The organism is Leisingera sp. SA32, assembly GCF_056033425.1.
In genome coordinates, this window is the sequence record NZ_JBVYHB010000007.1 from 23,801 (window position 1) to 49,195 (window position 25,395).

At 62.9% G+C, this 25,395-nt stretch carries 26 protein-coding genes; 11 read left to right on the plus strand and 15 right to left on the minus strand.

What is annotated here, in order from left to right:
* The first annotated feature begins 143 nt into the window (after positions 1-143).
* Complete coding sequence (locus AC0IPL_RS11675) at positions 144-845, plus strand: lysophospholipid acyltransferase family protein (protein WP_474274687.1); 702 nt, start codon at positions 144-146, stop codon at positions 843-845.
* A 248-nt stretch (positions 846-1,093) separates the two neighbouring features.
* Here AC0IPL_RS11675 and tuf read toward each other — a convergent pair whose 3' ends face one another.
* From tuf to AC0IPL_RS11690, 3 genes are all read right to left on the minus strand, one after another.
* Positions 1,094-2,269, minus strand: a complete 1,176-nt coding sequence (gene tuf / locus AC0IPL_RS11680) for an elongation factor Tu (protein ID WP_474274689.1) — start codon at positions 2,267-2,269, stop codon at positions 1,094-1,096.
* Positions 2,270-2,393: 124 nt separating this feature from the next.
* The gene (locus tag AC0IPL_RS11685; protein WP_474274691.1) at positions 2,394-2,981 is read right to left on the minus strand and encodes a hypothetical protein; all 588 of its coding nucleotides are present in this window, start codon (positions 2,979-2,981) and stop codon (positions 2,394-2,396) included.
* A gap of 91 nt (positions 2,982-3,072) precedes the next feature.
* Positions 3,073-5,421 (minus strand): DNA topoisomerase IV subunit A, encoded by a 2,349-nt coding sequence (locus AC0IPL_RS11690; RefSeq protein WP_474274693.1) that lies wholly within the window; start codon positions 5,419-5,421, stop codon positions 3,073-3,075.
* 259 nt (positions 5,422-5,680) lie between these two features.
* On the opposite strand from AC0IPL_RS11690, the gene AC0IPL_RS11695 reads away from it, so the two are divergent.
* The 6 genes from AC0IPL_RS11695 to AC0IPL_RS11720 all read left to right on the plus strand — a co-directional run bounded on the left by AC0IPL_RS11695 (position 5,681) and on the right by AC0IPL_RS11720 (position 10,056).
* The gene (locus AC0IPL_RS11695; RefSeq protein ID WP_474274695.1) at positions 5,681-6,313 is read left to right on the plus strand and encodes an SH3 domain-containing protein; all 633 of its coding nucleotides are present in this window, start codon (positions 5,681-5,683) and stop codon (positions 6,311-6,313) included.
* A gap of 57 nt (positions 6,314-6,370) precedes the next feature.
* Positions 6,371-7,201, plus strand: a complete 831-nt coding sequence (locus AC0IPL_RS11700; RefSeq protein ID WP_474274697.1) for an SDR family NAD(P)-dependent oxidoreductase — start codon at positions 6,371-6,373, stop codon at positions 7,199-7,201.
* A gap of 75 nt (positions 7,202-7,276) precedes the next feature.
* A complete protein-coding gene (locus AC0IPL_RS11705; protein ID WP_474274699.1) occupies positions 7,277-7,480 on the plus strand; it encodes a twin transmembrane helix small protein in 204 nt (67 codons plus the stop codon).
* Between the two features lie 6 nt (positions 7,481-7,486).
* On the plus strand, positions 7,487-8,059 hold the full coding sequence (locus AC0IPL_RS11710; protein WP_474274701.1) for a cob(I)yrinic acid a,c-diamide adenosyltransferase: 573 nt from the start codon (positions 7,487-7,489) through the stop codon (positions 8,057-8,059).
* A 309-nt stretch (positions 8,060-8,368) separates the two neighbouring features.
* Positions 8,369-9,127 carry an electron transfer flavoprotein subunit beta/FixA family protein gene (locus AC0IPL_RS11715; RefSeq protein WP_222456147.1) on the plus strand — a complete coding sequence of 253 codons (759 nt, stop codon included), beginning with the start codon at positions 8,369-8,371 and terminating at the stop codon, positions 9,125-9,127.
* Positions 9,127-10,056, plus strand: a complete 930-nt coding sequence (locus tag AC0IPL_RS11720) for an electron transfer flavoprotein subunit alpha/FixB family protein (protein WP_474274703.1) — start codon at positions 9,127-9,129, stop codon at positions 10,054-10,056. Before AC0IPL_RS11715 ends, AC0IPL_RS11720 begins: the two co-directional genes overlap by 1 nt.
* A 70-nt stretch (positions 10,057-10,126) precedes the next feature.
* On the opposite strand, the gene AC0IPL_RS11725 is transcribed toward AC0IPL_RS11720, so the two are convergent.
* A complete protein-coding gene (locus AC0IPL_RS11725; protein ID WP_474274705.1) occupies positions 10,127-10,951 on the minus strand; it encodes a DUF6473 family protein in 825 nt (274 codons plus the stop codon).
* Positions 10,952-11,104: 153 nt separating this feature from the next.
* Between AC0IPL_RS11725 and AC0IPL_RS11730 the strand changes: the two genes are divergently transcribed.
* Positions 11,105-11,980: a 3-hydroxybutyryl-CoA dehydrogenase gene (locus AC0IPL_RS11730; RefSeq protein WP_474274707.1), complete on the plus strand. Its 876-nt coding sequence runs from the start codon at positions 11,105-11,107 to the stop codon at positions 11,978-11,980.
* Positions 11,981-12,072: 92 nt separating this feature from the next.
* Here the strand turns inward: AC0IPL_RS11730 and AC0IPL_RS11735 are convergent, their stop codons facing one another.
* From AC0IPL_RS11735 to AC0IPL_RS11765, 7 genes are all read right to left on the minus strand, one after another.
* Complete coding sequence (locus AC0IPL_RS11735; protein ID WP_474274709.1) at positions 12,073-12,966, minus strand: lysophospholipid acyltransferase family protein; 894 nt, start codon at positions 12,964-12,966, stop codon at positions 12,073-12,075.
* Positions 12,967-12,999: 33 nt separating this feature from the next.
* The gene (locus tag AC0IPL_RS11740) at positions 13,000-13,269 is read right to left on the minus strand and encodes an HPr family phosphocarrier protein (protein ID WP_474274710.1); all 270 of its coding nucleotides are present in this window, start codon (positions 13,267-13,269) and stop codon (positions 13,000-13,002) included.
* A 1-nt stretch (position 13,270) separates the two neighbouring features.
* Positions 13,271-13,678, minus strand: coding sequence for a PTS sugar transporter subunit IIA (locus tag AC0IPL_RS11745; RefSeq protein WP_474274712.1), 408 nt, complete (start codon positions 13,676-13,678; stop codon positions 13,271-13,273).
* A complete protein-coding gene (gene rapZ / locus AC0IPL_RS11750; protein ID WP_474274713.1) occupies positions 13,675-14,565 on the minus strand; it encodes an RNase adapter RapZ in 891 nt (296 codons plus the stop codon). Before rapZ ends, AC0IPL_RS11745 begins: the two co-directional genes overlap by 4 nt.
* A complete protein-coding gene (locus tag AC0IPL_RS11755) occupies positions 14,558-14,995 on the minus strand; it encodes an HPr kinase/phosphorylase (protein ID WP_474274714.1) in 438 nt (145 codons plus the stop codon). Before AC0IPL_RS11755 ends, rapZ begins: the two co-directional genes overlap by 8 nt.
* 3 nt (positions 14,996-14,998) lie before the next feature.
* On the minus strand, positions 14,999-16,708 hold the full coding sequence (locus tag AC0IPL_RS11760) for a sensor histidine kinase (protein WP_474274715.1): 1,710 nt from the start codon (positions 16,706-16,708) through the stop codon (positions 14,999-15,001).
* An 80-nt stretch (positions 16,709-16,788) separates the two neighbouring features.
* Positions 16,789-17,493, minus strand: coding sequence for a response regulator transcription factor (locus AC0IPL_RS11765; protein ID WP_474274716.1), 705 nt, complete (start codon positions 17,491-17,493; stop codon positions 16,789-16,791).
* A 340-nt stretch (positions 17,494-17,833) separates the two neighbouring features.
* Here AC0IPL_RS11765 and AC0IPL_RS11770 point away from each other — a divergent pair, with 340 nt between their 5' ends.
* On the plus strand, positions 17,834-19,432 hold the full coding sequence (locus tag AC0IPL_RS11770; protein WP_474274717.1) for a phosphoenolpyruvate carboxykinase: 1,599 nt from the start codon (positions 17,834-17,836) through the stop codon (positions 19,430-19,432).
* Between the two features lie 80 nt (positions 19,433-19,512).
* Here the strand turns inward: AC0IPL_RS11770 and dgt are convergent, their stop codons facing one another.
* Both dgt and AC0IPL_RS11780 read right to left on the minus strand, forming a co-directional pair.
* Positions 19,513-20,868 (minus strand): dGTP triphosphohydrolase, encoded by a 1,356-nt coding sequence (dgt, locus tag AC0IPL_RS11775; RefSeq protein WP_474274718.1) that lies wholly within the window; start codon positions 20,866-20,868, stop codon positions 19,513-19,515.
* Positions 20,869-21,011: 143 nt separating this feature from the next.
* On the minus strand, positions 21,012-21,779 hold the full coding sequence (locus tag AC0IPL_RS11780) for a sulfite exporter TauE/SafE family protein (protein WP_474274719.1): 768 nt from the start codon (positions 21,777-21,779) through the stop codon (positions 21,012-21,014).
* A 146-nt stretch (positions 21,780-21,925) separates the two neighbouring features.
* On the opposite strand from AC0IPL_RS11780, the gene AC0IPL_RS11785 reads away from it, so the two are divergent.
* Positions 21,926-23,611, plus strand: coding sequence for an acyl-CoA dehydrogenase family protein (locus AC0IPL_RS11785; protein ID WP_474274720.1), 1,686 nt, complete (start codon positions 21,926-21,928; stop codon positions 23,609-23,611).
* A 208-nt stretch (positions 23,612-23,819) separates the two neighbouring features.
* Positions 23,820-24,218 carry an META domain-containing protein gene (locus AC0IPL_RS11790; RefSeq protein ID WP_474274721.1) on the plus strand — a complete coding sequence of 133 codons (399 nt, stop codon included), beginning with the start codon at positions 23,820-23,822 and terminating at the stop codon, positions 24,216-24,218.
* Here the strand turns inward: AC0IPL_RS11790 and recO are convergent.
* Both recO and AC0IPL_RS11800 read right to left on the minus strand, forming a co-directional pair.
* The gene (recO, locus tag AC0IPL_RS11795) at positions 24,202-24,927 is read right to left on the minus strand and encodes a DNA repair protein RecO (protein WP_474274722.1); all 726 of its coding nucleotides are present in this window, start codon (positions 24,925-24,927) and stop codon (positions 24,202-24,204) included. The two genes, AC0IPL_RS11790 and recO, sit on opposite strands and share 17 nt — an antisense overlap.
* Before the next feature lie 78 nt (positions 24,928-25,005).
* The gene (locus tag AC0IPL_RS11800) at positions 25,006-25,335 is read right to left on the minus strand and encodes a DUF1491 family protein (protein ID WP_474274723.1); all 330 of its coding nucleotides are present in this window, start codon (positions 25,333-25,335) and stop codon (positions 25,006-25,008) included.
* Between the last annotated feature and the right edge of the window lie 60 nt (positions 25,336-25,395).

Below are 25,395 nucleotides of genomic sequence, written 5' to 3' on the forward strand. Positions count from 1 at the left end.
AGCGCAACGGAGGCAAGAGGGAAAAGCGGTTTTTCTGCGGGCAATCACAGGCCCTTTCGATGCCGGGCTTTGCCCCGGCCCGGCCATGCAGTAAGACAGGGCAGATCGCCCTGTCCGCACCCCAAAGGAAAGAACCGTCGCCCGTGAGCCTGAGAAAGAAGATCGCCGACAGCCCGCGGTTCAACCGCGCCGTCGAGGGGCTGCTCGCTGCATATGTGCGATTCGCCTATCGGACATCGCGTTGGGAACGTTGCGGATTTGAGGAGATGGACGCCTGCGTTCGTCGCGGCGAGCCGGTGATCTTTGTGCTGTGGCACCAGCGGCTGATTATGGCCCCGTATCTGTTCGACACCTCATTGGGCCGCATCTGTGCGCTGACGTCCTCGGCGCGGGCGGGACGCCTGGCGGGGCAGATCCTGGTACGGCTCGGGTTCGAGACCATTCCTATGTCCAGCCACAAGCGCCACGTCGCCCTGTCGCGCGAAGTCCTGCGCCGCACCCGCGAGGGCTGCTCCATCGGCATCGCTGCCGATGGCCCGCGGGGACCTGCACGGGTATCCTCGACCGTGCCGGTTGTCTGGGCGCGCATGACTGGCTGCCGGGTGTTCACCGTGGCCTTTGCAGAGAAAAAAGTTCTGAAGCTGCCAACCTGGGACCAGCAGATGCTGCCGCTGCCGTTCTCGCGCGGGGTGTTGATGTGCCGCGAATGGACGGATGAGGTGCCAAAGAAGCCCAGCGACACCCAAGCCGAAGCCTTGCGTCAAAGCCTGGAAAACGCGCTGGACGACATCACGGATACCGCCGACGCAGCAATCGGCGAGACTGCCAGCCCTGCAAGCGGCTAAGCCCGTCCTCCACGGACACGCAAAATCCGGCCATGCCCCCGACCTGCTGCCATTTCGCCGCTTCCTCGCACAGGATCCGGTGGCGACTAAACGCGTCTATTGAAACCGGGAAACCCCGGAATTTTCGTCTGCACCAAAGATCGGCGCCATGCAGAAAGGGCCGCCCGAAGGCGGCCCTTTCTTTAACAAGTCCCGTGTGGCTCTCGGCAGTTTTCCAGCGAAACCCGCCTGCCGCCACTGTTTCAAAATCACTCGGTGATTTTCGACACGACGCCCGCGCCAACGGTGCGGCCGCCTTCGCGGATGGCGAAACGCAGACCGTCTTCCATCGCGATCGGCGCGATCAGTTCAACTTCGAACTTCAGGTTGTCGCCCGGCATCACCATCTCGGTGCCTTCCGGCAGGGTCACGGTGCCGGTCACGTCGGTGGTGCGGAAGTAGAACTGCGGACGGTAGTTCGCAAAGAACGGCGTGTGACGGCCGCCTTCTTCCTTGGTCAGGATGTAGGCTTCGGCTTCGAACTTGGTGTGCGGAGTCACCGAACCCGGCTTACACAGAACCTGGCCACGCTCAACCGACTCACGGTCGATGCCGCGCAGCAGGGCGCCGATGTTGTCGCCTGCTTCACCACGGTCCAGCAGTTTGCGGAACATTTCCACACCGGTACAGGTGGTGGTGGTGGTGTCTTTGATGCCAACGATTTCAATGCTGTCGCCAACATTGATCACGCCACGCTCGACACGGCCGGTCACAACGGTGCCGCGGCCAGAGATCGAGAACACGTCTTCGATCGGCATCAGGAACGGCTGGTCAACCGCGCGCTCGGGGGTCGGGATGTACTCATCCACGGCCGCCATCAGCTCTTTGATCTTGTTTTCGCCGATTTCCGGGTCACGGCCTTCCATCGCCGCCAGCGCGGAGCCTGCGATGATCGGAATGTCGTCGCCCGGGAAGTCGTAGGACGACAGCAGCTCGCGGATTTCCATTTCCACCAGCTCCAGCAGCTCTTCGTCGTCGACCTGGTCAACCTTGTTCATGAAGACAACCAGGGCCGGAACGCCAACCTGACGCGCCAGCAGGATGTGCTCGCGGGTCTGGGGCATCGGGCCGTCGGCGGCGTTCACAACCAGGATCGCGCCGTCCATCTGCGCCGCACCGGTGATCATGTTCTTCACATAGTCAGCGTGGCCGGGGCAGTCGACGTGGGCGTAGTGACGCGCTTCGGTCTCATATTCCACGTGGGCGGTGGAGATGGTGATGCCGCGGGCTTTTTCTTCCGGTGCGCCGTCGATCTGGTCGTAGGCTTTGAAGTCACCGAAGTACTTGGTGATCGCTGCGGTCAGCGTGGTCTTACCGTGGTCAACGTGGCCGACGGTGCCGATGTTGACGTGCGGTTTATTACGCTCAAACTTTTCCTTAGCCATTCGTTAGGCGCCCTTTTGAAATGAGGGGTCAGCACTGACCCGGTTACCTCTGCGCGGGCGGGTTATTTGGTTTGCAGCCAAAAATCAACCCGTTCCTGCTTGACAGCTGCGGAATTCCGCGTGTTCAGCCCGCCGGGGCCGGTGCGACCGGGTCCGCCGCAGCATCAGCGGCGGCGCGTGGCGCAAACCAGCCCTCTTCGCGGTGCTGTTCCGCCATCCATTCCTCGACCTTGTCGGCAATGTTGACGGCCAGCCCCTGGATCTGTTCCTGCTTGCTGCGGGCATGGCCCGAGCCCACCAGAGCGCTTTCGCCAGTGGTGCTTTCGAAAATTTCCATCTGGTGCTTCTTGGCGAGGAACGTCTTCTGCTCGACGTCATAGACAAAGACATTCACCACTGCGACGCTCTTGGGCGAAAACAGCACCGGCACGCCGGGTGGCGCCAGCATGAAGCCTTCCAGGGTCACCGCCACGTCATAGGGCTGGTCGCCGTCGTAGCGGCGCAAGCGGGTCTCCAGCGCGGATTTGATCGGATCCGTCCATTCGCTGTGGTCCGCACCGCGCGACATCGGCCATTGCAACGCCTTTTCGGTATAGACATGCACCACCCGCGCCTGAAAGGCGCCAAGGTCTTCGGGGGCCTCATCCAGGCGGGTCTCGCCGCAGGCCACCAAAAAACACAAGGCGGCAAAAAGGGCGGTTATCCGGGTCATCTTCAATCTCTCAATCTGCATGCCGCGGCGCAGGGTCCGCCGGTCGCGACTGGACGCCGCGCGCGGCAAACGCAAGCCGTTGCATGTCTGGTCATTTGAACTTGTAATCGCGCGGGAACCCATGCGGCGGACGCTTGCCGATGCCGGCGCGTTTGCCCAACCATTGGCTGAGGTCAGCCTCATGGCGTGTCTTGCCGCCGCCCATTTCCCATTTCAGCCCTTCATCCCAGTTGAAGGTGGTGATGTCGGAGAGTCCGCCGTCCAGCTCCAGCGCCCCCTGCTTGCCGCGGGCCATGTTGTATTTCTGCAACCGAACCCCCTTGCCGCGGGTCAGCTCTGGCATTTCCTCGACAGAGAACACCAGGAATTTGCCGTTCTCGGAAACGATGGCCACGTGATCGCCCTCCACGGGGATGCAGATCTTGGCGCGGTCGTCGTCCTTTACGTTCAGCACCTGCTTGCCGCTGCGGGTCTGGGCGACGATGTCCTTCTCGGCGCAGATGAAGCCGTTGCCCGCATCCGATGCCACCAGCAGGCGCCCCTCGGGGTTGTGGATGAACAGATCGACAATCTCCACCTCGTTGGGCAGATCCACCATCAGCCGCAGCGGCTCGCCCATGCCTCGGCCACCGGGCAGATTGGCCGCCGACAGCGTGTAAAAGCGGCCATTGGAGCCGAACACCAGCAACCGGTCGGTGGTTTCCGCATGGAAGACAAAGCGCGGACCGTCACCGTCCTTGAACTTGAGCTCGCGGTTCAGGTCGATGTGGCCGGTCATCGCCCGGATCCAGCCCATCTGGCTGCAGACCACGGTGATCGGCTCCCGATCGATCATCGCTTCCAGCGGCACCTCCTCGACCTCGCCCGCCTCGGCAAAGCGGGTCCGGCGCGCGCCACCCTCATAGGTCTTGCCGAACTGTTTCTTGGTCTCTTTCAGCTGCTCGGTGATGCGCGACCACTGCAAGTCATCAGAGCCCAACAGCTCCACCAGACCGGCGCGTTCCTCACGCAGCGCGTCGCGCTCACGGGTCAGCTCGATTTCTTCCAGCTTGCGCAAGCTGCGCAGGCGCATGTTCAGAATCGCCTCGGCCTGCACCTCTGTCAGCTCGCCCGCGCCCGGGGGCGGGGTGATGTATTCGGCCTCGGTGAAGGCGCGGGGATGGTCGCGGTTCCAGTCCTCGCGGATCAGGGCGGCCTTGGGATCCTCGTCATAGCGGATGATGTCGATCACCCGGTCGAGGTTCAGGAAGGCGATGATGAAGCCTTCGAGCACCTCTAGCCGATGGTCGATCTTTTCCATCCGGTGGCGCGAGCGGCGCTGCAACACGTCGCGGCGGTGATCAAGGAAGGCGCGCAGCACCTCCTTCATCGAGCAGACCTTGGGGGTGACCCCGTCGATCAGCACATTCATGTTGAGGCTGAAGCGGGTTTCCAGATCCGAATTGCGGAACATCATGTTCATCAGAACCTCGGGGTCCACGTTCTTGGACTTGGGTTCCAGGATGATGCGGATATCGTCCGCCGATTCGTCGCGCACATCGCCCAGAATCGGAACTTTCTTGGTCTGAATCAGCTCCGCGATCTTTTCGATCAGCTTGGATTTCTGGACCTGATAGGGGATCTCGGTAACAACGATCTGCCACTGGCCGCGCCCCAGATCCTCAACCTCGTGGGTGCAGCGCAGCCGGAAGGACCCGCGGCCGGTGCTGTAGGCTTTGGCGATATTTTCCTTGGGTTCGACGATGATGCCGCCGGTCGGAAAATCCGGTCCTGGCACATAGTTCAGCAAAGTGTCGTCACGGGCGTCCGGCGTTCTGATGAGATGAACGCAAGCGTCGATCAGCTCAGCAATGTTATGCGGGGGGATGTTCGTCGCCATACCCACGGCAATGCCCGACGATCCATTGGCCAGAATGTTGGGAAAGGTCGCGGGCAGCACGGCCGGTTCGGTCAGGCGGCCATCGTAATTGTCCCGAAAATCAACCGCGTCCTCGTTCAAACCTTCCAGCATCGCCTCGGCGACAAATGTCATCCGCGCCTCGGTGTAGCGCGAGGCGGCCGGGTTGTCGCCGTCGATATTGCCAAAGTTGCCCTGGCCGTCGACCAGCGGGTAGCGCACGTTGAAGTCTTGCGCCAAGCGCGCCATCGCATCATAGATCGCGGCGTCGCCATGCGGGTGAAAATCGCCCATGGTGTCGCCGGAAATCTTGGCCGATTTCAGAAACCCGCCGGTGGAGCTAAGCCGCAGGCGATTCATCGCATAAAGAATGCGCCGGTGGACCGGCTTCAGCCCGTCGCGAGCGTCGGGCAAGGCGCGGTGCATGATGGTGCTGAGCGCATAGGTGAGGTAGCGCTCGCCAATGGCGCGGCGCAACGGTTCCAGGATTTCACCCTGATCGGGGGCGTCGGGCATGTCGGGGTCTTCTACCAGGTCGGTCATGGCTTGGTGATACTTGCGCGGCCCGGTTTGGTAAAGCACGCCTGTGCGAAAAACGCGCCCGACCGCGACGGCAGTTCCGTCCGGAGGGGGAGAAGCCGCAAGACACTCCCCTGTTTCCCAGCCCCCCGCACGCACTAGATAGTACGGAACCAAGCAGCCGCGTCCCGCGTTACTTTCCCAAATCTCACAACCAGGACGGTGGCCACTGACAGGCCACACGCCATGGCTGCTTACCCTGTTGGTCTGGGGGGACCGGAATATGTCACGTTTTGTTGTTTTGTCTTTCGCCTTCCTCGGTTGGGGCTTTTACGAGTTGAGCGGCGGCGCCGATTTCAAGCCGCCCGAACGTCCCAAGCCCGTGGCCGAGGCAGAGTCGGCAGCAAAGCCCCGCGCCACCGCGAGAATCACCGCGGCCAGCCTGGACAGTCGCCCGGTTCTGACCCGCCGCGCAGAGGCGCCCCGGCCGAGCCGCCCCGCCGCCGATCCAAACCGGCGCGCGCAGGTAGCAGCGCAACATCTGGCCAGCGCGTCGGGTCTGCTCGCCTCCACCGACACCGCTTTTTCGCAGGCGCCACAGGGGGGAACTTTGCAGCTGGCATCGCTGGACGGCGGGCTCGCCGCGATCAGCGCCTCTCCGGCGGCGGCCCCGGCCGTTGCCCAAACGGAAGCCCCCAGCGTCGAGGAAACCGTGGACCGACGCAGCATCCGCGCGTCCCGCGTGAATATGCGACAGGGGCCGGGCACGCAGTATCCTGTCATTACCCGACTGATGGGCGGCGACGAGGTGATCGTGATCGAAGACAACGGCACCGGCTGGCTGCATCTGCGCGCACCGGAACAGGGCAGAGTTGGCTGGATTGCTGCTTCCCTGGTGACCCGGAAACGCCCATAACGGCACGAGAGACTTCCGCGCCGAACCCGGCCGGAACCGGGCAAGAAGGGCGCGCCTATGAAACGAACGATCCTGATCACCGGCTGCTCTTCGGGGATCGGCCTGGATGCTGCACGCGGGATGCGCGACCGTGGCTGGCAGGTCTTCGCCTCATGCCGCCAGCAGCGCGACTGTGATCGACTGCGGGCAGAAGGTTTCGACAGCCCGCGCATAGACTACACCGATTCTGCCAGCATCCGCACGGGGCTGGCAGAGGTGCTAGAGGCCACCGGCGGCACGCTGGATGCGCTGTTCAACAACGGGGCCCACGGGCTGCCCGGCGCGGTGGAGGATCTGCCGACCGAGGCGCTGCGCAGCATCTTCGAGACCAACTTCTTTGGCTGGCACGAGCTGACACGGCAGGTAATCCCGGTGATGCGGGCGCAGGGACACGGGCGGATCGTGCAGAACTCCTCCATCCTCGGATTTGTGACAATGCCCTGGCGCGGCGCCTATGTGGCAACGAAATATGCGCTGGAGGGGCTGACCGATACGCTGCGGGTGGAGTTGCAGGGTACCGGCATCCACATGGTGCTGATCGAACCTGGTCCGGTGACCTCAAAGATCCGCGAAAAATCCATCCCGCATTTCGAACGATTTATCGACTGGCAGGCCTCTCCCCTGAGGGAGCTGTACGAATCGCGGCTGTTGAAGCGGCTCTATCACAGCAGTGGCCCGGACCGGTTTGAGCTGCCGGCCTCTGCCGTCACCGCCAAACTGGCCCATGCTTGCGAATCGCGCCGACCGCGTCCGCGCTACTACGTGACCACCCCGACCCATGTGGCGGGCCTGCTCCGCCGGATCCTCAGCACCCGGGCAATTGACCGCATCCTGCTGCGGCTGGGATAACGTTTTGCCGGTCGCCAACCGCCGGGCCAACGGGTAGACGGGAGAGGCAGAAGCAATGTCGTTTTGGGGGACAGAATGAGCGATCCGCTGTATTATCTGGGGCTGGCAGCCATGGCTGCTGTTGTTGTGGCACTGGTCATTGGCATCGGCGGCTTTGGCAAAGGCGGTGATTTTAACCGCAAGAACGCCAACAAGATGATGCGGCTGCGAATCATGTTCCAGTTTGTCGCCGTGGTGCTGCTGCTGGCCTATGTCTATCTGCGCACCCAGGGAGGGTAATTGGCGATGGTTGTTCTCAACAAGATCTACACCCGCACCGGCGACAAGGGCGACACCGCGCTCGGCAATGGCGAACGCGTCGCCAAACATGCCGCGCGGGTCAATGCCTATGGCACCGCGGATGAGCTGAACGCCTTTGTCGGCGTGGCCCGGCTGGAGGCCGAAGGCGATATGGACGCGGCGCTGGCCCGGATTCAAAATGACCTTTTTGACCTTGGCGCTGACCTGTGCCGACCGGAAATGGAGAAGGACGCCGAGGCGGACTACCCGCCGCTGCGGATCGCCCCGGCGCAGGTCGAACGGCTGGAGGCCGAAATCGACGTAATGAACAAGGATCTGGAGGCACTGCGCAGCTTTATCCTACCCGGCGGTACCCGGCTGGCCGCACAGCTGCACGTCTGCCGGACGGTGGCGCGCCGGGCCGAGCGCCTGTCAACCGATCTTGCCTCCTCCGAAGCCGTGAACCCGGCGGCGGTGAAATACCTCAACCGGCTGTCGGACTGGTTCTTCGTGGCCGCACGCGTCGCCAACGACGGCGGCAAGGCGGACGTTCTATGGGTGCCCGGCGCCAACCGCTGAGCCCTTTCCCTTCGATTATCAGAGATTAGGCCGGGCTGCGTCAAAGTGACGTAGCTTGGCTGTTCTGGCACTGTTTGCGACAGGTTTCGCGCAGGCATTGCGCCGGTATTTCGCGCACGGACGCGCATATTTCCTGCCGGAAACATTCTTGCAAAATTGGTGCTTCAAATCAGCGAACGCGACGTCGCCGTGCGCTAACGTGACGATTTTGCCCTGTTGCCGCGCCACACCAGCCGGTATCAACACAGCGAGAGCATGGAGGGGAGTCGCCCGCGGGCGGCTTGCCGTTTGTTAAGGAGAGAACGCACTATGAAGGTACTCGTGCCTGTCAAACGCGTGATTGACTACAACGTGAAGGTCCGCGTCAAAGCGGACGGCAGCGGTGTCGATCTCGCCAACGTGAAAATGTCGATGAACCCCTTTGACGAGATTGCCGTCGAAGAGGCGATCCGCCTGAAAGAGGCCGGCAAGGCCGACGAGGTGGTCGCGGTTTCGATCGGCGTCAAGCAGGCCCAGGAAACCCTGCGCACCGCGCTGGCGATGGGTGCAGACCGCGCCATTCTGGTGGTGGCTGCCGACGACGTTCACACCGACATCGAACCGCTGGCGGTTGCCAAGATCCTGGCCAAAGTGGTCGAGGAAGAGCAGCCCGGCATCGTGCTCTGCGGCAAGCAGGCGATCGACAACGACATGAACGCCACCGGCCAAATGCTGTCGGCGCTGCTGGGCTGGTCCCAGGGCACCTTTGCCTCCGAGCTGGACATCGAAGGCGACAGCGCCAAGATCACCCGCGAAGTCGACGGCGGCCTGCAGACCATCTCGGTCAAGATGCCGACCATCGTCACCGTGGACCTGCGCCTGAACGAGCCGCGCTATGCCTCGCTGCCGAACATCATGAAGGCGAAGAAAAAGCCGCTGGACGAGAAAACCGCCGCCGACTACGGCGTCGACGTCACGCCGCGCCTGGAAATCATCGAGACCAAAGAGCCCGCAGCCCGCGCCGCTGGCATCAAGGTGGGTTCGGTCGACGAGCTGGTTGAGAAACTCAAAGAAGCGGGGGCTGTGTAATGGCTGTTCTTCTCCTTGCTGAGGTGACTGATGGCGCGCTGGCGCTGGATGCAACCGCCAAGGCCGTGTCCGCGGCTGCAAAACTGGGTGACGTCACCGTTCTGGCCGCTGGCGCCTCTGCTGCGGCAGCGGGCGAAGAGGCCGCCAAGATCGCGGGCGTAACTAAGGTTCTGGTTGCCGAGGACGCATCGCTGGGCCACCGCCTGGCGGAGCCGACCGCGGCACTGCTGGCCAGCCTCGCGTCCGACTATGAGCACATCGTGGCACCGGCCACCACCGACGCCAAGAACGTGCTGCCCCGCGTGGCCGCGCTGCTGGACGTGATGGTGATCTCGGACGTGTCCGGCGTTGTCGACGGCAACACCTTCGAGCGCCCGATCTATGCCGGGAACGCGCTCCAGACCGTGAAGTCCAACGATGCCAAGAAGGTGGTCTCCTTCCGCACCGCGTCTTTTGACGCTGCGGGCGACGGCGGCTCGGCCTCTGTTGAAACCATCTCCGCCGCTGAAAACCCCGGCCTGTCCGAATGGGTTGAGGACAAGGTGGCAGAAAGCGACCGTCCTGAGCTGACCTCGGCCGGTGTGGTTGTCTCTGGCGGCCGCGGCGTTGGCTCCGAGGAAGACTTCAAACTGATCGAAGCCTTGGCCGACAAGCTGGGCGCCGCGGTCGGCGCCTCCCGCGCGGCGGTCGATTCGGGCTATGCGCCGAACGACTGGCAGGTGGGTCAGACCGGCAAGGTCGTTGCCCCGGATCTGTACATTGCCGTCGGCATCTCCGGTGCGATCCAGCACCTAGCGGGCATGAAGGACTCCAAGATCATCGTGGCAATCAACAAGGACGAAGAGGCGCCGATCTTCCAGGTTGCCGACTTTGGCCTGGTAGCCGACCTGTTCCAGGCGGTGCCCGAGCTGACCGAAAAACTGGGCTAAACCAGAACAATCGCACTAACGAAAAGGCCCGCCATTCGGCGGGCCTTTTTCCATGCGCGCTGCGCAGCGACTAGTTTGGGTCCAGCATCGGGCCCAGTTTGCCTGCCAGCGTGTCCGCTATCCGCAGATGTTCCTTGGGACCGATCATGTGGCGCGCGGTCGGCAGCTCCAACTGACCGAAGGTCATCCCGGCAATATCCCGCGAGGCCGCGGCGGAGGCGGTGCGAAATTCCAGAACCGACTGTACCTTGGCCCGCAGCGCATCCACCATGGGCTGATCGACCAGCGCCGGTTCGGAGCGAAACCCGGTGCCGCCATCCAATTCGTAGCGCAGCCACAACAGCACCACCTGCCCGTCCAGCGCCGCGATCAACTCCGACATGCGGTCCAGCCAGCTGCGCTGCAATTGATCGCGCACCCGTGCAAATCGCTGTTCGCAAACCTCCTGCAGGCTGCACAGCAGGTGCTTGTTAAAGTGGAACTCAGTGAAATCCACCTCTGGATACAGCGTCTTCAGGGCGGGCTGCGCCTGCAGGAAACGATCATTGCGGCGCGGATGCACCCGGTAATAGGGGTTGGATATATTCTGCGCGCCCAGCATTTGCAGCACGCACAGCTCCGCCTCCTGCGCGATCCCGATCAGCGTCTTGTCGTGGACGAAACTGTCGAGCCCGGCGTTCACACTGCCAAGGTTGATACAATTCACCCCGAGTTGCGCTTGCAACGAATCGACAAACGGAAATTCAACGAAGCGCCCATAGACTTCGGTTCCACCGAGAATGGCGACATACGGCGCGTCCAGGGTCCGTTCAGGCCCCCGAACCAACAGCCGAGATTGACCATATCTGCACGGTTCCCCCGAAAGCGCCCCCGCGCTTTTGAGTTCATAGCTCATTTCACCACCACTTTTTCACCCAAGACTCACCTTGGGGCGGAACAGTTGCAATTTCCCTAAACTGCAAATTTGCCTCAAATCCGCCGCGGTCGGGCTTGTACCCCCCCACGCGCCACACGTATGGTTGCGGCAGATATTTCAGGAGCCTGAGGCATGAAAATTCAGAAGGTCGGCGTGATCGGCGCCGGACAGATGGGCAACGGTATTGCGCATGTCATGGCGCTGGCCGGATATGACGTTGTGCTCAACGATGTCAGCCAGCAGGCGCTGGACAGCGCGGTGAGCCTGATCCACAAGAACATGGCCCGCCAGGTCAGCAAGGGAAAGATCGCCGAAGAGGTCATGACCGCCGCACTGGCCCGGATCACACCGTCGCTGTCATTGGCCGATGTCGGCGCCACGGATCTGGTGATCGAAGCCGCCACCGAGCGCGAGACCGTGAAGCAGGCGATCTTTGAAGACCTGCTGCCGCATCTGAAACCGCATACGATCCTGACTTCAAACACCTCGTCGATCTCGATCACGCGACTGGCCAGCCGGACCGACCGCCCCGAGCGTTTCATGGGGTTCCATTTCATGAACCCAGTGCCGGTGATGCAGCTGGTTGAGCTGATCCGTGGTATCGCGACGGACGAAGAAACCTTTGCCGCCTGCCAGGAAGTGGTTGCGCGGTTGGGCAAGACCTCGGCCAGCGCCGAGGATTTCCCCGCTTTCATCGTCAACCGGATCCTGATGCCGATGATCAACGAGGCGGTCTATACGCTGTACGAGGGTGTTGGTTCGGTCAAATCCATCGACGAATCGATGAAGCTGGGTGCCAATCATCCGATGGGACCGCTGGAGCTGGCGGATTTTATCGGCTTGGACACCTGCCTTGCGATCATGAACGTGTTGCACGACGGGTTGGCGGACACCAAATATCGCCCCTGCCCGCTGCTGACCAAATACGTCGAGGCCGGATGGTTGGGCCGCAAGACCCGGCGTGGCTTTTATGACTACCGCGGCGAAACCCCGGTGCCGACGCGCTGATCTGACACGGCAGGAGGGGGCCAGCTCCCTCTTGGCCGGTCGGCCAATTCACCCCCCGGGGTATGTCCGAACAGAGGATATAACGAGGCGGATCAGCCTTGTTTGCCAAGGCTCAGCGTATGCTCGCGCAGCCAGGCCATGAAGCCACGCGGATCGCTGTGCAGCCGTTCCATCTGCGCGTCGGTCAGCGGCTTACCCACAATCGGCGCCTGCGGCTTGTTGCAGGAGCGCACGATTTCATGCAGCAGCAGCCCCTGACGCAAGATCGGCGAGATCCGGCAGGCAATCTGATACCAGCGCGAGTTATGGCCGGGGAAATAGATCGGCACCACCCGGGCGCCGGAGCGGCGGATCAGCTGCGCGGTAAAGACGTTCCATTCGCGCTCCACGGGCTCTCCGAACCAGCTGTCCGAGGACATCACGACGCCAGAGGGAAACAGCGCGACGGCACCGCCCTCCTTGAGAAACGCCATCGTCTTGGCACGCATCTCGACCATCTTGCGCTGCGCCTCGGGGTCATGCGGGAACGGGACCGGGATCATGAAGGAGGTCGCAGCCTCATCCAAACCGGTCAGAACAGACCGGGTCAGGATCCGGTAATCGAGGCGGCGGCGGCCGATGAGATCGGCAAAGATCATGCCATCGACCATCCCATGCGGGTGGTTGGCGACAATCACCACCGGGCCGTCCTGGGGGATGCTGTCGATCTGAGCCTGCGGGGTTTGCAGCTCGATCCCCATGATGTCGAGCGCACCGCGCCAGAACTTCTGGCCGCGGTATTCGGCGTTCTGCTTCTCGAATTTGCTGACCATGCGCAGGATCGACAGCTTGCCGGTACACCACTCGATGGTCTTGATCGCCAGTGCAGTCCAGCGGTCGTCAAAGGAGTTGGCGTAGGTCAGGGTGCGGCGGTCGTAGACCTCCCCTGTCTGTCCAGTTGCCTCCGGCGCGGCGCCGGTGTTCCTGTCGTGTGCGGTATCCGCCAAAGTGCCTATTCCTGTTACGCTGCCGAGGCGGGCCTAGTAGCCCTCGCCGAACCTGTCGGCAACCAGTGCCTCCAGCGCATGTGCCAGCGCGTCAGCATCGGGCCCCGAGGTTTCGACGTCAATAGTCGTTCCTTTCGAGGCTGCCAACATCAAAAGGCCCATGATGCTGTCGCCAGAGGCGGACATCCCGTCCTTGATGACCTCAGCGGTGGCATCGAATCCTTCGACGACCTCCACCAGTTTGGCCGAAGCGCGGGCATGGAGCCCTTTTTCGTTGATGATTTTCAGCGTCTTCAGAGCCATTTTAATGTGCCTGCTCTCCGTCAGGATTTACGTTTTGCGCGTTAATATACTTGCGCCCGGCCTCCATGGCCTGGCGGACCGCATCGGCAACCGGAAGGTGGCGGGATTTTGCCAGTTTGATCAGCATCGGCAAGTTGGCCCCATAAAGAATGCGACGGTTCGCCGGCGCGCAGGCCTTGAGGCTGAGATTGGACGGGGAGCCGCCGAACAGGTCGGTCACCACCACCACGCCATCGCCGTTATCCACCTCATTGGCCGCGGCACAGATCTCGCCCTGCTTGCCGCCCCGGTCATCGTCCGGACCGATAGATACCGCCAACAGGCTTGGCTGCGGACCCACAACGTGTTCCACCGCAGCGAGATACTCTCTCGCCAACCCGCCATGTGCTACGATAACGATCCCGATCAACCCGGCCTCTCACTTCTATGCTGGCCTTGCAGCTCGCGGTGCCTAATTGACACTTGCAGGCCATCCTCCGCAAGGGCCTTCGCCAGTGTTTCCGCCATCGTCACCGACCTGTGCTGCCCGCCTGTACACCCAAAGGCGATGGAGAGGTGGGACTTACCCTCTTCGCGGTAGGCAGGCAGCAGCAACCGGGTCAGATCCAGCACCCGCGAGAAGAACGGCTGGAACCGGGCGTCTGCGCGGACATAGTCTTGAACGGCCGCATCGGTTCCGTTCAGCTGGCGCAGCTGCGGCTGCCAGTAGGGGTTGACCAGAAAGCGGCAGTCGAACACCATGTCGATGCCTTGCGGCATCCCGCGTTTATAAGAAAAGCTTTGCACCGACAGCGCCAGGGCACGTCCTTCCGGGGCAAACCAGCGTTCGATCTCCGCCTTCAGCTGGTGGACGTTCATGGCCGAGGTATCGAGCAAAATGTCGGCCCGGTCGCGGATTGGCGCCATCAGGTCCAGCTCGCGGCGCACGCCTTGGGCGGGCGATTCTGCGGGCGCCAGCGGGTGACGACGGCGAGTTTCGGAATAGCGGCGCAGCAACACGTCTGGCTGGGAGTCCAGATACAGCACCGTCAGCTCAATCTCGCGGCGGGCGGCCAGCATGTCGATCACGTCCAGCAGCGCCCGCGGCGAAAAATCGCGGTTGCGGCTGTCCAGACCCAGTGCCATCGGACGCGGCTCGGCCGCCACGTCGATCAACCCCGGCAACAGCCGCAGCGGCAAGTTGTCTATCGCCTCGAAGCCAAGGTCTTCCAGCACGTTGATCGCCGTGGTCCGCCCGGCGCCCGACGGGCCGGTCACCAGAACGGCAGGCACCGCCTTGGGGCTATTGTCAGGCATCAGGGTCCAATGCTCCGCATCTGAGAAACTGCATCAGCGCAGGTGCAAAATGGGGCCCGTCAACACGTTTCACAAGGGGCAACACCTGGCCCAGGAGCCGGGTGGTGTGCCGGTGGGGCAGCCGCTCGGTCTCTGTTTGGTCAAGATCGGCCAGAGCCATGATCGGGACCGGGCTGCGGATCTGGGCCTTTAGCAGGCCGACATAGCGCGCCTCTATCAGGCCCCGGATCGGCTCCGGCGCCTGGCCGATGACCTGCCCATCCAATAGTTGCAGAAGCACCCGGTCATCCGCCACCAGCTGCGCGCCATAGGCCATCAGCTGCAGCGCTAGCGCCGATTTGCCCCGGCCAGATGCGCCGGTGATCAACAGCCCCCGCCCCTCCAGCGCGATGCAGGACGCATGCAGGATGAGACTGGAGGGAGCGGACACGGCTTACACCGGCAGACCGACCACAAACCGCGCTCCCAGCGGTTCCGAGGTGACATCCGCTTCCGTCGGGCGGATGTTTTCGGCCCAGATCACCCCGCCGTGCGCCTCGACGATCTGCTTGGAGATCGCCAGACCAAGACCGGAGTTATTGCCAAAATGTTCCACCGGGCGCTGCGAGTAAAAGCGTTTGAAGATCTTGGACAGCGCCTGGTCCGGGATGCCGGGACCGGTGTCCTCGACAACCACCAGCACCCGGTTCGCCCGGCGGCGCGCCCAGACGCGGATGGCGTCGCCCTCCTCACAAAAGGAGATCGCGTTGGTGATCAGATTGACAAAGACCTGCGCCAGCCGCGCCTCCAGCCCCTGAATCGGAACAGGCTGCCCCGGCAAATCGGTGATATAGTCGATCCCCTTGGCCCGGGCGTCTTCGCCGAGGTACTGGTTCAAGTTGCCCAGCATCGTCAGCAGGTCGAACTCCTCTTCGTCCTCCTTGACCAGTTCGGCATCCAGGCGCGAGGCGTTGGAAATGTCGCTGACCAGGCGATCGAGACGGCGCACGTCATGTTCAATCACATCCATCAACTTTTGCCGCTGGTCATCGCGTTTGACCATGCGCAGGGTGCCGACGGCCGATTGCAGGCTGGCCAGCGGGTTCTTGATCTCATGTGCAACATCGGCGGCGAATTGTTCGTTGCTGTCGATGCGGGTATAGAGCGCCTTGACCATGCCGCGCAGCGCGCGGCTCAGGCGGCCGATTTCATCCGGGCGGCCAGACAGGTCGGGGATGCGGATGCGCCCCGGATTCGACTGTTTGCTGCCGCGGTCGCGACCGATCTCCGCGGCTTCGGCCAGATCGGCCAGCGGATTGGCAATGGTTGACGCCAGCACCAGGCTGAGCCCGACAGAGACCAGCAGCGCCACAATGAACATCTGCAACACCCGTTCCTGCTCGGCGCGCACCAGGGCGTCCACTTCGCCGGTGGGGGAGGTCAAGGCGATCACACCCACGGGATTGCCGTTGTGCACGATCGGGGTTGCGGCCGAGATCACCCGCGCACCGCTGGTGTCGGCCAGGGTTTCCACGCCGGTACCGCCGCTCAACGCCCTGTCCACCAAGCCCGCCAGCCGGGTTTCCAGCGCCGGTGTGCTGGCGTCGGGTGCCGGTGCGGACCCGCCCTCGGCAAGACCCCACACGGCGGCCAGAGCATCGCTGATAAATGTCCGCTGCGGGCCGCTGTCGTTCAACACGTTCAGCGCGTCGCTGCGGTCCACGCCCTTGATGTTGGAGATCAGATTGCCGGTGGTGTCGAATACAAAGGCCTCAACCCCGCCGCGCAGGCTGACCCGCGCCAGGGTGTCCTCGACCTGAATGCCGTCGCCCGCGGCAAAGCTGACGGCGCCTGCGGCGGGCAACTCTGCCTCAAAGACATCTGCAACCAGCATCGCCTCTGACACCAGGGTGCCCGCGCGCTGCAAAACCAGGCTCTGGCGCGACGAATTCAGATACAGAATACCGCTGACCAGAATGATTAGCGCGATCAGGTTAAAAGTGATGATCTTGCGGGTCAGTGGTGAGCCCTTGAGCGAAAGCAACCCACGCCGCGCCCGTTTGACCCGCATCTCCTGCGTGACGGTCTGCTCAGGGCTGACCCAGTCCTCGCCAAGAACAACGTCACCGTCCTGCTGGCGATGGGTTAAACTGGTATCGCGCATGCGCGCCTCTCCTCCGGCAGGGGGCAAGCTGCCCCGCTCAATCGTCCTGCGGGCGCACCCGGCCTGCGCAACCGTGCTGCCTACTCTTCATTATAACGGTAACCGATTCCGTAAAGGGTTTCGATTGCCGCAAAGTCCGAATCCGCGCTGCGCATCTTCTTGCGCAGCCGCTTGATGTGGCTGTCGATGGTGCGGTCGTCGACATAGACCTGGTCATCATAGGCCACATCCATCAGCTGGTCGCGGCTTTTCACAAATCCGGGTCGCTGGGCCAAAGCCTGCAACAGCAGGAATTCGGTAACCGTCAGCGACACATCCTTGCCCTTCCAGGTGACCGCGTGGCGCAGCGGATCCATGCGGAGGTTGCCGCGCTCCATGACCTTGGCCTCCGGGCTGGCCGTTCCGGCCTCATCGGCGCCAAGCGCCTCCTGACGGCGCAGCAGCGCCCGGATGCGTTCGACCAACAGCCGCTGGGAGAACGGTTTCTTCACATAGTCATCCGCGCCCATGCGCAGGCCCAGGACCTCGTCGATCTCATCGTCCTTGGAGGTCAGAAAGATCACCGGCATCTGGGTTTTCTGGCGCAGCCGCTGCAACAGGTCCATGCCATCCATGCGCGGCATCTTGATGTCCAGCACCGCCATATCGGGCAGCTTCTTGTTGAAAGCGTCCAGCGCCGCCTGACCATCGTTATAGGTTTCGACCTCAAAGCCCTCGGCTTCGAGCGTCATGGAAACCGATGTCAGGATGTTCCTGTCATCGTCAACCAAAGCAATCTTCGACATGTGAATTGCCCCTAATCTGCTCTGTACTGTTCAGTTTTTAGCACTCTCATCGCCCTTCTGTGGCGGCGAATCAATCCAATTCGACGAATCGGGCCCATCTTTGGACACAATTGGGACAAAAATACCTTAGTATCTGCTGAACCGAATGGCGGTTTTGCCTCGCACAAACAATGGTTGCGCTAAACATCAACTTGGTGGCGCTAACTGCCGGATGCCACCCTGTTCAGCCCCCAAAAGCCCATGTTAAGACCGCGCCACCGGCATCCTCGCCGTTTTCTATTGCCCCAGGGCGCAGCCGCGCTGATCGCGTGAACCCTGCGCCGCCACAGGAGAAAAACGCATGACATCTGGACGGGTTAACCCGCAATTCCGCCTCGAAGATCAGGGCATCGAGGGTCTGGGCAATGTCTATTACAACTTCATGGAGCCGGCGCTGATCGAAGCTGCGCTGAAGCGCGGCGAAGGTACGCTGGGCAATGGCGGCGCCTTCCTTGTGACCACCGGCAAGTTCACCGGCCGTTCGCCCAAGGACAAGCATGTCGTGAAAACCGACAGCGTTCGCGACACCATCTGGTGGGACAACAACGCCGCGATGAGCCCCGAGGGTTTTGATGCGCTGCACGCCGACATGCTGGAACACATGAAGGGCAAGGATTACTATGTTCAGGATCTGGTCGGCGGTGCCGACCCGGCACATGCGATCAATGTGCGCATGGTGACCGAACTGGCCTGGCACAACCTGTTCATCCGCACCATGCTGCGTCGCCCCGACCGCGAAGATCTGGATGACTTTATCGCGGACTTCACCGTCATCAACTGCCCCAGCTTCCAGGCTGATCCGCAGAAACACGACTGCCGGTCCGAAACCATCATCGCGATGAACTTCGACAAGAAGATGATCCTGATCGGCGGCACCGAATACGCGGGCGAAAACAAGAAATCTGTGTTCACCCTGCTGAACTACCTGCTGCCGGAAAAAGGCATCATGCCGATGCACTGCTCCGCCAACCACGCCAAGGGCAACCCGGTCGATACCGCCGTGTTCTTTGGCCTGTCGGGCACCGGCAAGACCACCCTGTCGGCAGACCCCGACCGGGTCCTGATCGGCGATGACGAACATGGCTGGGCCGACAACGGCACCTTCAACTTTGAGGGTGGCTGCTACGCCAAGACCATCAACCTGAATGCCGAGGCTGAGCCGGAAATCTATGCCACCACGTCGAAATTCGGCACCGTGATCGAGAACATGATCTTCGATCCGGAAACCAAGGAACTGGATTTCAACGACGACAGCCTGACCGCCAACATGCGCTGCGCCTACCCGCTGCACTATATCTCGAACGCGTCCGAAAGTGCCCGCGGCGGCCACCCCAAGAACATCATCATGCTGACCTGCGATGCCTTCGGCGTGCTGCCGCCGATCGCGCGACTGACGCCTGCGCAGGCGATGTATCACTTCCTGTCTGGCTTCACCTCCAAGGTGGCCGGCACCGAACGCGGCGTGACCGAGCCGGAGCCGACCTTCTCGACCTGTTTTGGCGCCCCCTTCATGCCACGGCGGCCCGAAGTCTACGGCAATCTGCTGCGTGAAAAGATCGCCCAGCACGGCGCCACCTGCTGGCTGGTCAACACCGGCTGGACCGGCGGCGCCTATGGTGTCGGCAGCCGGATGCCGATCAAGGCCACCCGCGCACTGCTGACCGCAGCGCTGGACGGCTCGCTGGCGGAGGCGGAGTTCCGCAAGGACAGCAACTTTGGCTTTGACGTGCCTGTCACCGTTCCCGGCGTGGCCGAAGTGCTGCTGGACCCGCGCCGCACCTGGGACGATCAGGAGGCCTATGACCGCCAGGCGGCCAAGCTGGTGCAGATGTTCTCGGACAACTTCGGCCAGTACCTGCCCTATATCGACGACGACGTGAAAGCCGCCGCCATCGGCTGAACCGCCGCGCCAAAACGACCAACAAAAAGCCCCGGCTGCAACGCCGGGGCTTTTTTCATATTCGCCGGACCGCGGGAAGCCTACAGCGCGCCGCTGATCATGTCGCGGACCTTGACCGCATAGCGGTCTGTCATGCCCGACACGAAATCCGCCAGCGAATGCATCGCGCTGCTGGCATCCGTGACGTCGCGCAGGTCAAGATCGACAGCGCGGACCAGCTGCGCCCAATGCGGATGCGCGCGCCCAAACCGCGCCTGATCCCAGCCGCAGGCCGCAAGATCTGTATAGAGCGCATGGAAGTGGTCCAGGATACGGTGCAGCACCTGGCGTCCGGCGACTTCCAGTTCCGTCTTGCGACGGGCGGCAAAGATGCGCTCTTCCGACAGGCGCTGCAATTCGGCAAAAGCGTCCGCCTTGACGGAGGCGCCGATCAGGTCGCCGTCGAAGTCACCGCACATGATGGCATCGTAATTGTCCAGAAATGCCTCCACCGCGGTACTGGTGGCAGCACCGATGGCCAGAGCCCGCAGCAGGGCGACCCGCTCCGCCAGTGGCATCGTGGCGTCTTCCTCGCGGTTGCGCTTGCCGGTGATGTCCTCCAGCACCGCCGCCACGTCGGCGCGGTCCAGATCGCCAACCGCGCCCGCGTCTTCGATATCCATGATCCGATAGCAAATGTCGTCCGCGGCCTCGACCAGGAAGGCCAGCGGGTGACGGCGGTACCAGCCCGCCGCCTCGCGCAGCATGCCGGTGGCGGCGCAGATTTCCTCCAGCAGCGCGGTGTCGACACTGAACACGCCGAATTTCTTCAATCCCGCATAGGGAGCGGGGCCATCCGCGCAGACCATGTCGCGTGTCCGCCGGGTACAGGGATACTTCAGGAAGCCCCCCAGCGTTGCATAGCTCAACCGCATGCCGCCCGCACGTCGCGCCATTTCCAGCCGTCCGGCGATGCGCAACCCTTGGGCATTGCCCTCGAAATGCGCAAACTCCGCCTGCCGTTCCACCGGGACCTCAGCCGCCAGCCCGGCCCCTGCGCGAAACTGCGCCGCAAACCAGCCGCCGATGCTGTCCTCGCCGGAGTGGCCAAATGGCGGGTTGCCGATGTCATGCAGCAGGCAGGCCGCCTGCACGTGGCCCGCAATGCGCTGGACCTGATCCGGGCTGATCCGCCCCGCCTCCAGCAACGCGTGGCCGACACCGGCCCCCAGCGAGCGGCCAACACTGCAGGTTTCCATGCTATGGATCATCCGGTGATGCACGTGATCATGGCTGTAGAGCGGATGCACCTGGGTCTTTTGTGCCAACCGTCGAAACGGCTCGGAAAACAGGATGCGGTCGTAATCCTGCAAATAGGCCTCCCGGCCCGGCGCCTCGGGATAGTCGGGCCGACACAGCCGCCCCGGATTCAGCAGCCTGTTCCACTCCATCGCCATGTGCCTGCTCCTATGCAAATCCTGCAGCGGTTAAACGAGAGGCGGCGGCGAAATGCAAATGCTTCAACGCAGGCGGCGGTCCACCCCGCCCGGCAGCGCCGTGGTATCCTATCCGGCACCCCCACCCGAGACAGGCACACCCGTCACATCATCAGCCCTCGCCGCAGCAGATTGATTCCGGCAACCAGCAGCACGACCAGCGTCGCGCGGCGAAACATGGCCTGGTCGATGCGGTCATGCAGCCGCCCGCCCAGCCACATGCCGACCACCGCCGGGACGATCATTGCCAGCGAAAACGGCGCCGTCTCGGCCCGCATCACGCCAGACCCCAGATGCGCCACCAGAAGCGCCACTGCGCCCAGCCCGTAGATCACACCCTGGACCCGGATCTGCTCTGTCTTTTCGGTTCCCAGCGCCGTCAGATAGGCCACCGTCGGCGGCCCCCAAACCCCGGATACACCGCCGATCAGACCGGCAATTCCGCCCACCACAGCCTCGCTGCGGCGGCCGGGATTGGAAATTGTCAGCACCCGCCCCATAAGCTGCATCGCAGCAAAGACGGTGACCGGCAGACCGATGATCAGCAGCATCACCTGCTGGGGCAGCACCCGAACCAGCTGGGCGCTGCACAGCAGGCAGACCAGACCAATCAACAGGAAAACCCGGAACTTGCGCACCGAGTCCAGCGCCGCCGACAGCCCCTGCCGCAGTGCCTGCATGCCATTGGTGATCAAGGTTGGCAGAATCAGCCCCGCCAACGCCAGCTCCGGCGACAAAAACATGCTGAGACCGGACACAAAGATCATCGGCATGGCAAATCCCACCATGCCCTTGATGGTGCCTGCCAGCAGGGCGATCCCCGCGGCCGTGGCCAGCTCTGCCGGGGAGAGAAGTGACAACAACGCATTCATGCCAGTGCTCTAGCATATCCTGCGCGTGCTGCACGCGCAAAATGCACGCGCAATTTTTGGTCTGATGCAAGGTGTATATGAGCATTTTTGTTGCGCTGCACCTGCAAAGTGTTTTACCACCAAGCAAGCGGAAAAGGATCTGATTCATGGCCCACGACGGACAGGACTTGCATATGAAACCGACACTCATCCCCGACCTGCTGGAGCTGACGGCCGCGGCACTGGCGCCGTTGGACCAGCTGTTGGAGACCGCCCGCGCCGCGGTGCGCGCGCAGGTCAGCGAAGGGGGGCGTGTCTCGGGCCGCCTGATCGAGGAAAACCAGACCGCCGCGCATGGGCTGTCGTGGCTGGCAACCTATGTCTACAGCTTGCGGCAAATGCAGAAATGGGCCGAGAAGCTGGAGGCCGAAAGCAAGTTCGGCGAGCTGGAGCAATTGATCCATCAGATCGGCTTTGGCGAATACCTGTGGCAGGTCTATGGCGGCATCCAGATGAACCAGGGCGAGATCGTGCGCCTGCAGGATCTGGGGTTGGGCCAGGACGACCAGCGCGCGCTGATGGCGCCCGCGGTGATGACGCTGTGTAAGCAGGGCAACACCCAGGCCGCGCGGACCCGGCTGGTGGCGCTAATGGAGCAACAGGCCGGCACCACCATGTTCGGCGCATCCGGGCTGGACGAAGAACAGGAGATGATCCGCGACCAGTTCCGTCGCTACGCGGTGGAAAAGGTCGAGCCCTACGCACATGACTGGCACCTTCGGGACGAGCTGATTCCGTTGGAAGTGATCGAAGAGCTAGCCGACATGGGAGTCTTCGGCCTGACCATCCCGGAAGAGTACGGCGGCTTTGGCTTGTCCAAGGCGTCGATGGTGGTTGTGTCCGAGGAGCTGTCGCGCGGCTACATTGGCGTCGGCAGCCTGGGCACCCGCTCCGAAATCGCAGCGGAGTTGATCCTCTGCGGCGGCACCGAAGAGCAGAAGACAAGCTGGCTTCCTCGGCTCGCCAGCGCCGAAATCCTCCCCACCGCCGTGTTCACTGAACCGAATACCGGCTCTGACCTGGGCAGTTTGCGCACCCGCGCGGTCAAGGATGACAAGGGTGATTACCGCATTACCGGCAACAAGACGTGGATCACCCACGCCGCCCGCACCCATGTGATGACCCTGCTGGCGCGCACCGACCCCGACAGCACCGACCACCGCGGGTTGTCGATGTTCCTCGCGGAAAAGACTCCCGGAACGGACGAGGACCCGTTCCCCACCGCAGGCATGACCGGCGGCGAGATCGAGGTACTGGGCTACCGCGGCATGAAGGAATACGAGCTGGGTTTCGACAAATTCCAGGTAAAACAGGGGAATCTTCTGGGCGGCGAGGAAGGCAAGGGCTTCAAACAATTGATGGAAACCTTCGAATCTGCCCGCATTCAGACCGCCGCCCGCGCCATTGGCGTCGCGCAATCGGCGCTGGATCTCGCCATGCAATACGCGCAGGAACGTAAGCAGTTCGGCAAGTCTCTGATCCATTTCCCGCGGGTTTCCGGCAAACTGGCGATGATGGCGGTCGAGATCATGATCGCCCGCCAGCTGACCTATTTCTCGGCGTGGGAGAAAGACCACGGCCATCGCTGCGATCTGGAGGCTGGTATGGCCAAACTTCTGGGCGCCCGCGTTGCCTGGGCGGCAGCGGACAACGGGTTGCAGATCCATGGCGGCAATGGCTTCGCGATGGAGTACAAGATCTCGCGGGTGCTCTGCGATGCGCGGATCCTCAACATTTTTGAGGGCGCGGCCGAAATCCAGGCCCAAGTGATCGCCCGTCGCCTGTTGGGTTGACCCCCTTCGGGTTCGGTAGCGCAAAGGACTGCGCCGCGCCTTGCGCGGCGCCCGGCCCAACCGGCGCAAGGCATTTCAATGCCGCCCGAGCCGGACGGGAGCCCAGCTCTTTCTCCTGTCCGAGACCGCCCGCAGCGATCACGCGACCGGCGTTGCAATTCAGCTTCTCGCTGCGCAGAGTGACAGATTGCCAATCTCGGAGACACCAATGAAACGCCTGAGGCGACTGCGCTCGCTCCTGCTGTTGCTCGCAACGGCCTGCACCGGCGACGAGACTGTCTGGGCCTATGGCGGCGCTGACACGCTCTGGCAGCTGCACAGCATCGACGGCGAGAACAATGTGACTGCGGCCAGCCTGACCTTCCCGAAGCCGGGTGCGCTCGCGGGAAAGATCGCCTGCCTCAGCTATCGCGGCGCGCAGACAGCCCCCTACCCGTGGTTCAGCGCCGAACGGCTGGCCGTAACCCCAGAGGCCTGTGCAGGTCGCGCGGCAGAAACCGCGTTTGTGCGGGCACTGCAGGACATGACCCAGGTGGAGGTTGCAGGAAGCGTGCTCATCCTCAGCAATGACGACGGCCGCGAAATGCTGTTTAAATCCGACGGCTGAGCAAATCGATAAACCGCCCGCGCGCATCCGGCAGCGGCTGGTTGCCCAGAGCGGGTGCCAAATACGCCTCAAGGAAATGGCCCGTGGTGCGCAGCGCCTGCACGATATCGGCGGTCTCCGCTGCGCCCTCGCCGCGCATCACCGGCGGCAGTGGCAGCAGACGATCGGCCCATTCCCCGGCGCCTTCACGTGAAACAGCGCGGCCTGTGCGGGGCGACACGTAGGCCAACCCGGTCTGCGCGCCGGTGACTGCACAGGTAGACAGATCCAGAGCAAAGCCCATGTCCTCCAGCAGGGCTATCTCCCAGCGCAAATAGGCCAGTGGCCAGAGATCCTCGTTCCCAAGCAAGTCCAACAGCTGTTCACTGCGGCGGTACAGATCCGGATAGGGTTGGCGTTCAGGCAGACAGAATGCCAACAGCGCGGTCACGACATTCAGCCCTGCCAGCGAAACGCGCCCTGAAAGCGCCGCCGCCGCCCGGCTGCGCAACGGTTCGGCATGGTAGCTGCCCAGATGATCCTCCAACCGCGCGCGCCAGCTGAGATCCAGCTGGGCACCTGGCTGAAGCACCGGTGCCATCTTGCGCCCGGCGCCACCGCGCACCACGCCGGAGTGGCGTCCATGGCTTTCGGTGAACACGTCAATGATCGCGGCATGCTCACCATGGCGGCGCATGGACAGCAATATTCCCTGATCCCGCCACTCCACCGGAGCCCCCCCTGTTGATCACACTTTTTCTGGCCGTCCCAGCAGAGCCGATTGCGGCGCGGCCCGCAAGCGATGCGCTTACTCCAGGCCCGGTTCATCCAGCAGATGCCGCCCTGCCCGGTCCTCAACCTCGACCACCCAGAGGTCCGGATCGAAATCTCGCTGACGGCGGATCGAGGCATCGACGTCGCCCTCCGCACCAGCGGCCAGCTCACCCCACGTGCGGGTGCCATTCATCAGGTCATAGGTGCGGTGAAACGCACGGGCCTGCCCGTCCAGCGTGTTCAGCTTCACCAGAACCGCGCCGGCGGTGTCGTCGCCATGCGACGTGACAAAGGCCGGGATGTCCTGAAACCGCAGCCTGGCCAGATAGGCATCCACCCAGAAGCGGGCGGTGAGGCGGGTCATGCCGCGCCTTGGCGCGTGCCGGCGGGCATGGGTGCCTCCGGCGGGAGTATTTCCGAAAAG

Coding starts and splice junctions, on each gene's coding strand:
- AC0IPL_RS11695 (WP_474274695.1), top strand. CDS start 5,681: ATGTCACGTTTTGTTGTTTTGTCTTTCGCCTTCCTCGGTTGGGGCTTT.
- AC0IPL_RS11800 (WP_474274723.1), bottom strand. CDS start 25,335: ATGACCCGCCTCACCGCCCGCTTCTGGGTGGATGCCTATCTGGCCAGG.
- AC0IPL_RS11785 (WP_474274720.1), top strand. CDS start 21,926: ATGGCCCACGACGGACAGGACTTGCATATGAAACCGACACTCATCCCC.
- AC0IPL_RS11685 (WP_474274691.1), bottom strand. CDS start 2,981: ATGACCCGGATAACCGCCCTTTTTGCCGCCTTGTGTTTTTTGGTGGCC.
- AC0IPL_RS11725 (WP_474274705.1), bottom strand. CDS start 10,951: ATGAGCTATGAACTCAAAAGCGCGGGGGCGCTTTCGGGGGAACCGTGC.
- AC0IPL_RS11780 (WP_474274719.1), bottom strand. CDS start 21,779: ATGAATGCGTTGTTGTCACTTCTCTCCCCGGCAGAGCTGGCCACGGCC.
- AC0IPL_RS11790 (WP_474274721.1), top strand. CDS start 23,820: ATGAAACGCCTGAGGCGACTGCGCTCGCTCCTGCTGTTGCTCGCAACG.
- dgt (WP_474274718.1), bottom strand. CDS start 20,868: ATGGCGATGGAGTGGAACAGGCTGCTGAATCCGGGGCGGCTGTGTCGG.
- AC0IPL_RS11710 (WP_474274701.1), top strand. CDS start 7,487: ATGGTTGTTCTCAACAAGATCTACACCCGCACCGGCGACAAGGGCGAC.
- AC0IPL_RS11690 (WP_474274693.1), bottom strand. CDS start 5,421: ATGACCGACCTGGTAGAAGACCCCGACATGCCCGACGCCCCCGATCAG.
- AC0IPL_RS11705 (WP_474274699.1), top strand. CDS start 7,277: ATGAGCGATCCGCTGTATTATCTGGGGCTGGCAGCCATGGCTGCTGTT.
- AC0IPL_RS11765 (WP_474274716.1), bottom strand. CDS start 17,493: ATGTCGAAGATTGCTTTGGTTGACGATGACAGGAACATCCTGACATCG.
- AC0IPL_RS11715 (WP_222456147.1), top strand. CDS start 8,369: ATGAAGGTACTCGTGCCTGTCAAACGCGTGATTGACTACAACGTGAAG.
- AC0IPL_RS11770 (WP_474274717.1), top strand. CDS start 17,834: ATGACATCTGGACGGGTTAACCCGCAATTCCGCCTCGAAGATCAGGGC.
- AC0IPL_RS11730 (WP_474274707.1), top strand. CDS start 11,105: ATGAAAATTCAGAAGGTCGGCGTGATCGGCGCCGGACAGATGGGCAAC.
- AC0IPL_RS11760 (WP_474274715.1), bottom strand. CDS start 16,708: ATGCGCGATACCAGTTTAACCCATCGCCAGCAGGACGGTGACGTTGTT.
- tuf (WP_474274689.1), bottom strand. CDS start 2,269: ATGGCTAAGGAAAAGTTTGAGCGTAATAAACCGCACGTCAACATCGGC.
- AC0IPL_RS11720 (WP_474274703.1), top strand. CDS start 9,127: ATGGCTGTTCTTCTCCTTGCTGAGGTGACTGATGGCGCGCTGGCGCTG.
- rapZ (WP_474274713.1), bottom strand. CDS start 14,565: ATGCCTGACAATAGCCCCAAGGCGGTGCCTGCCGTTCTGGTGACCGGC.
- AC0IPL_RS11740 (WP_474274710.1), bottom strand. CDS start 13,269: ATGGCTCTGAAGACGCTGAAAATCATCAACGAAAAAGGGCTCCATGCC.
- AC0IPL_RS11700 (WP_474274697.1), top strand. CDS start 6,371: ATGAAACGAACGATCCTGATCACCGGCTGCTCTTCGGGGATCGGCCTG.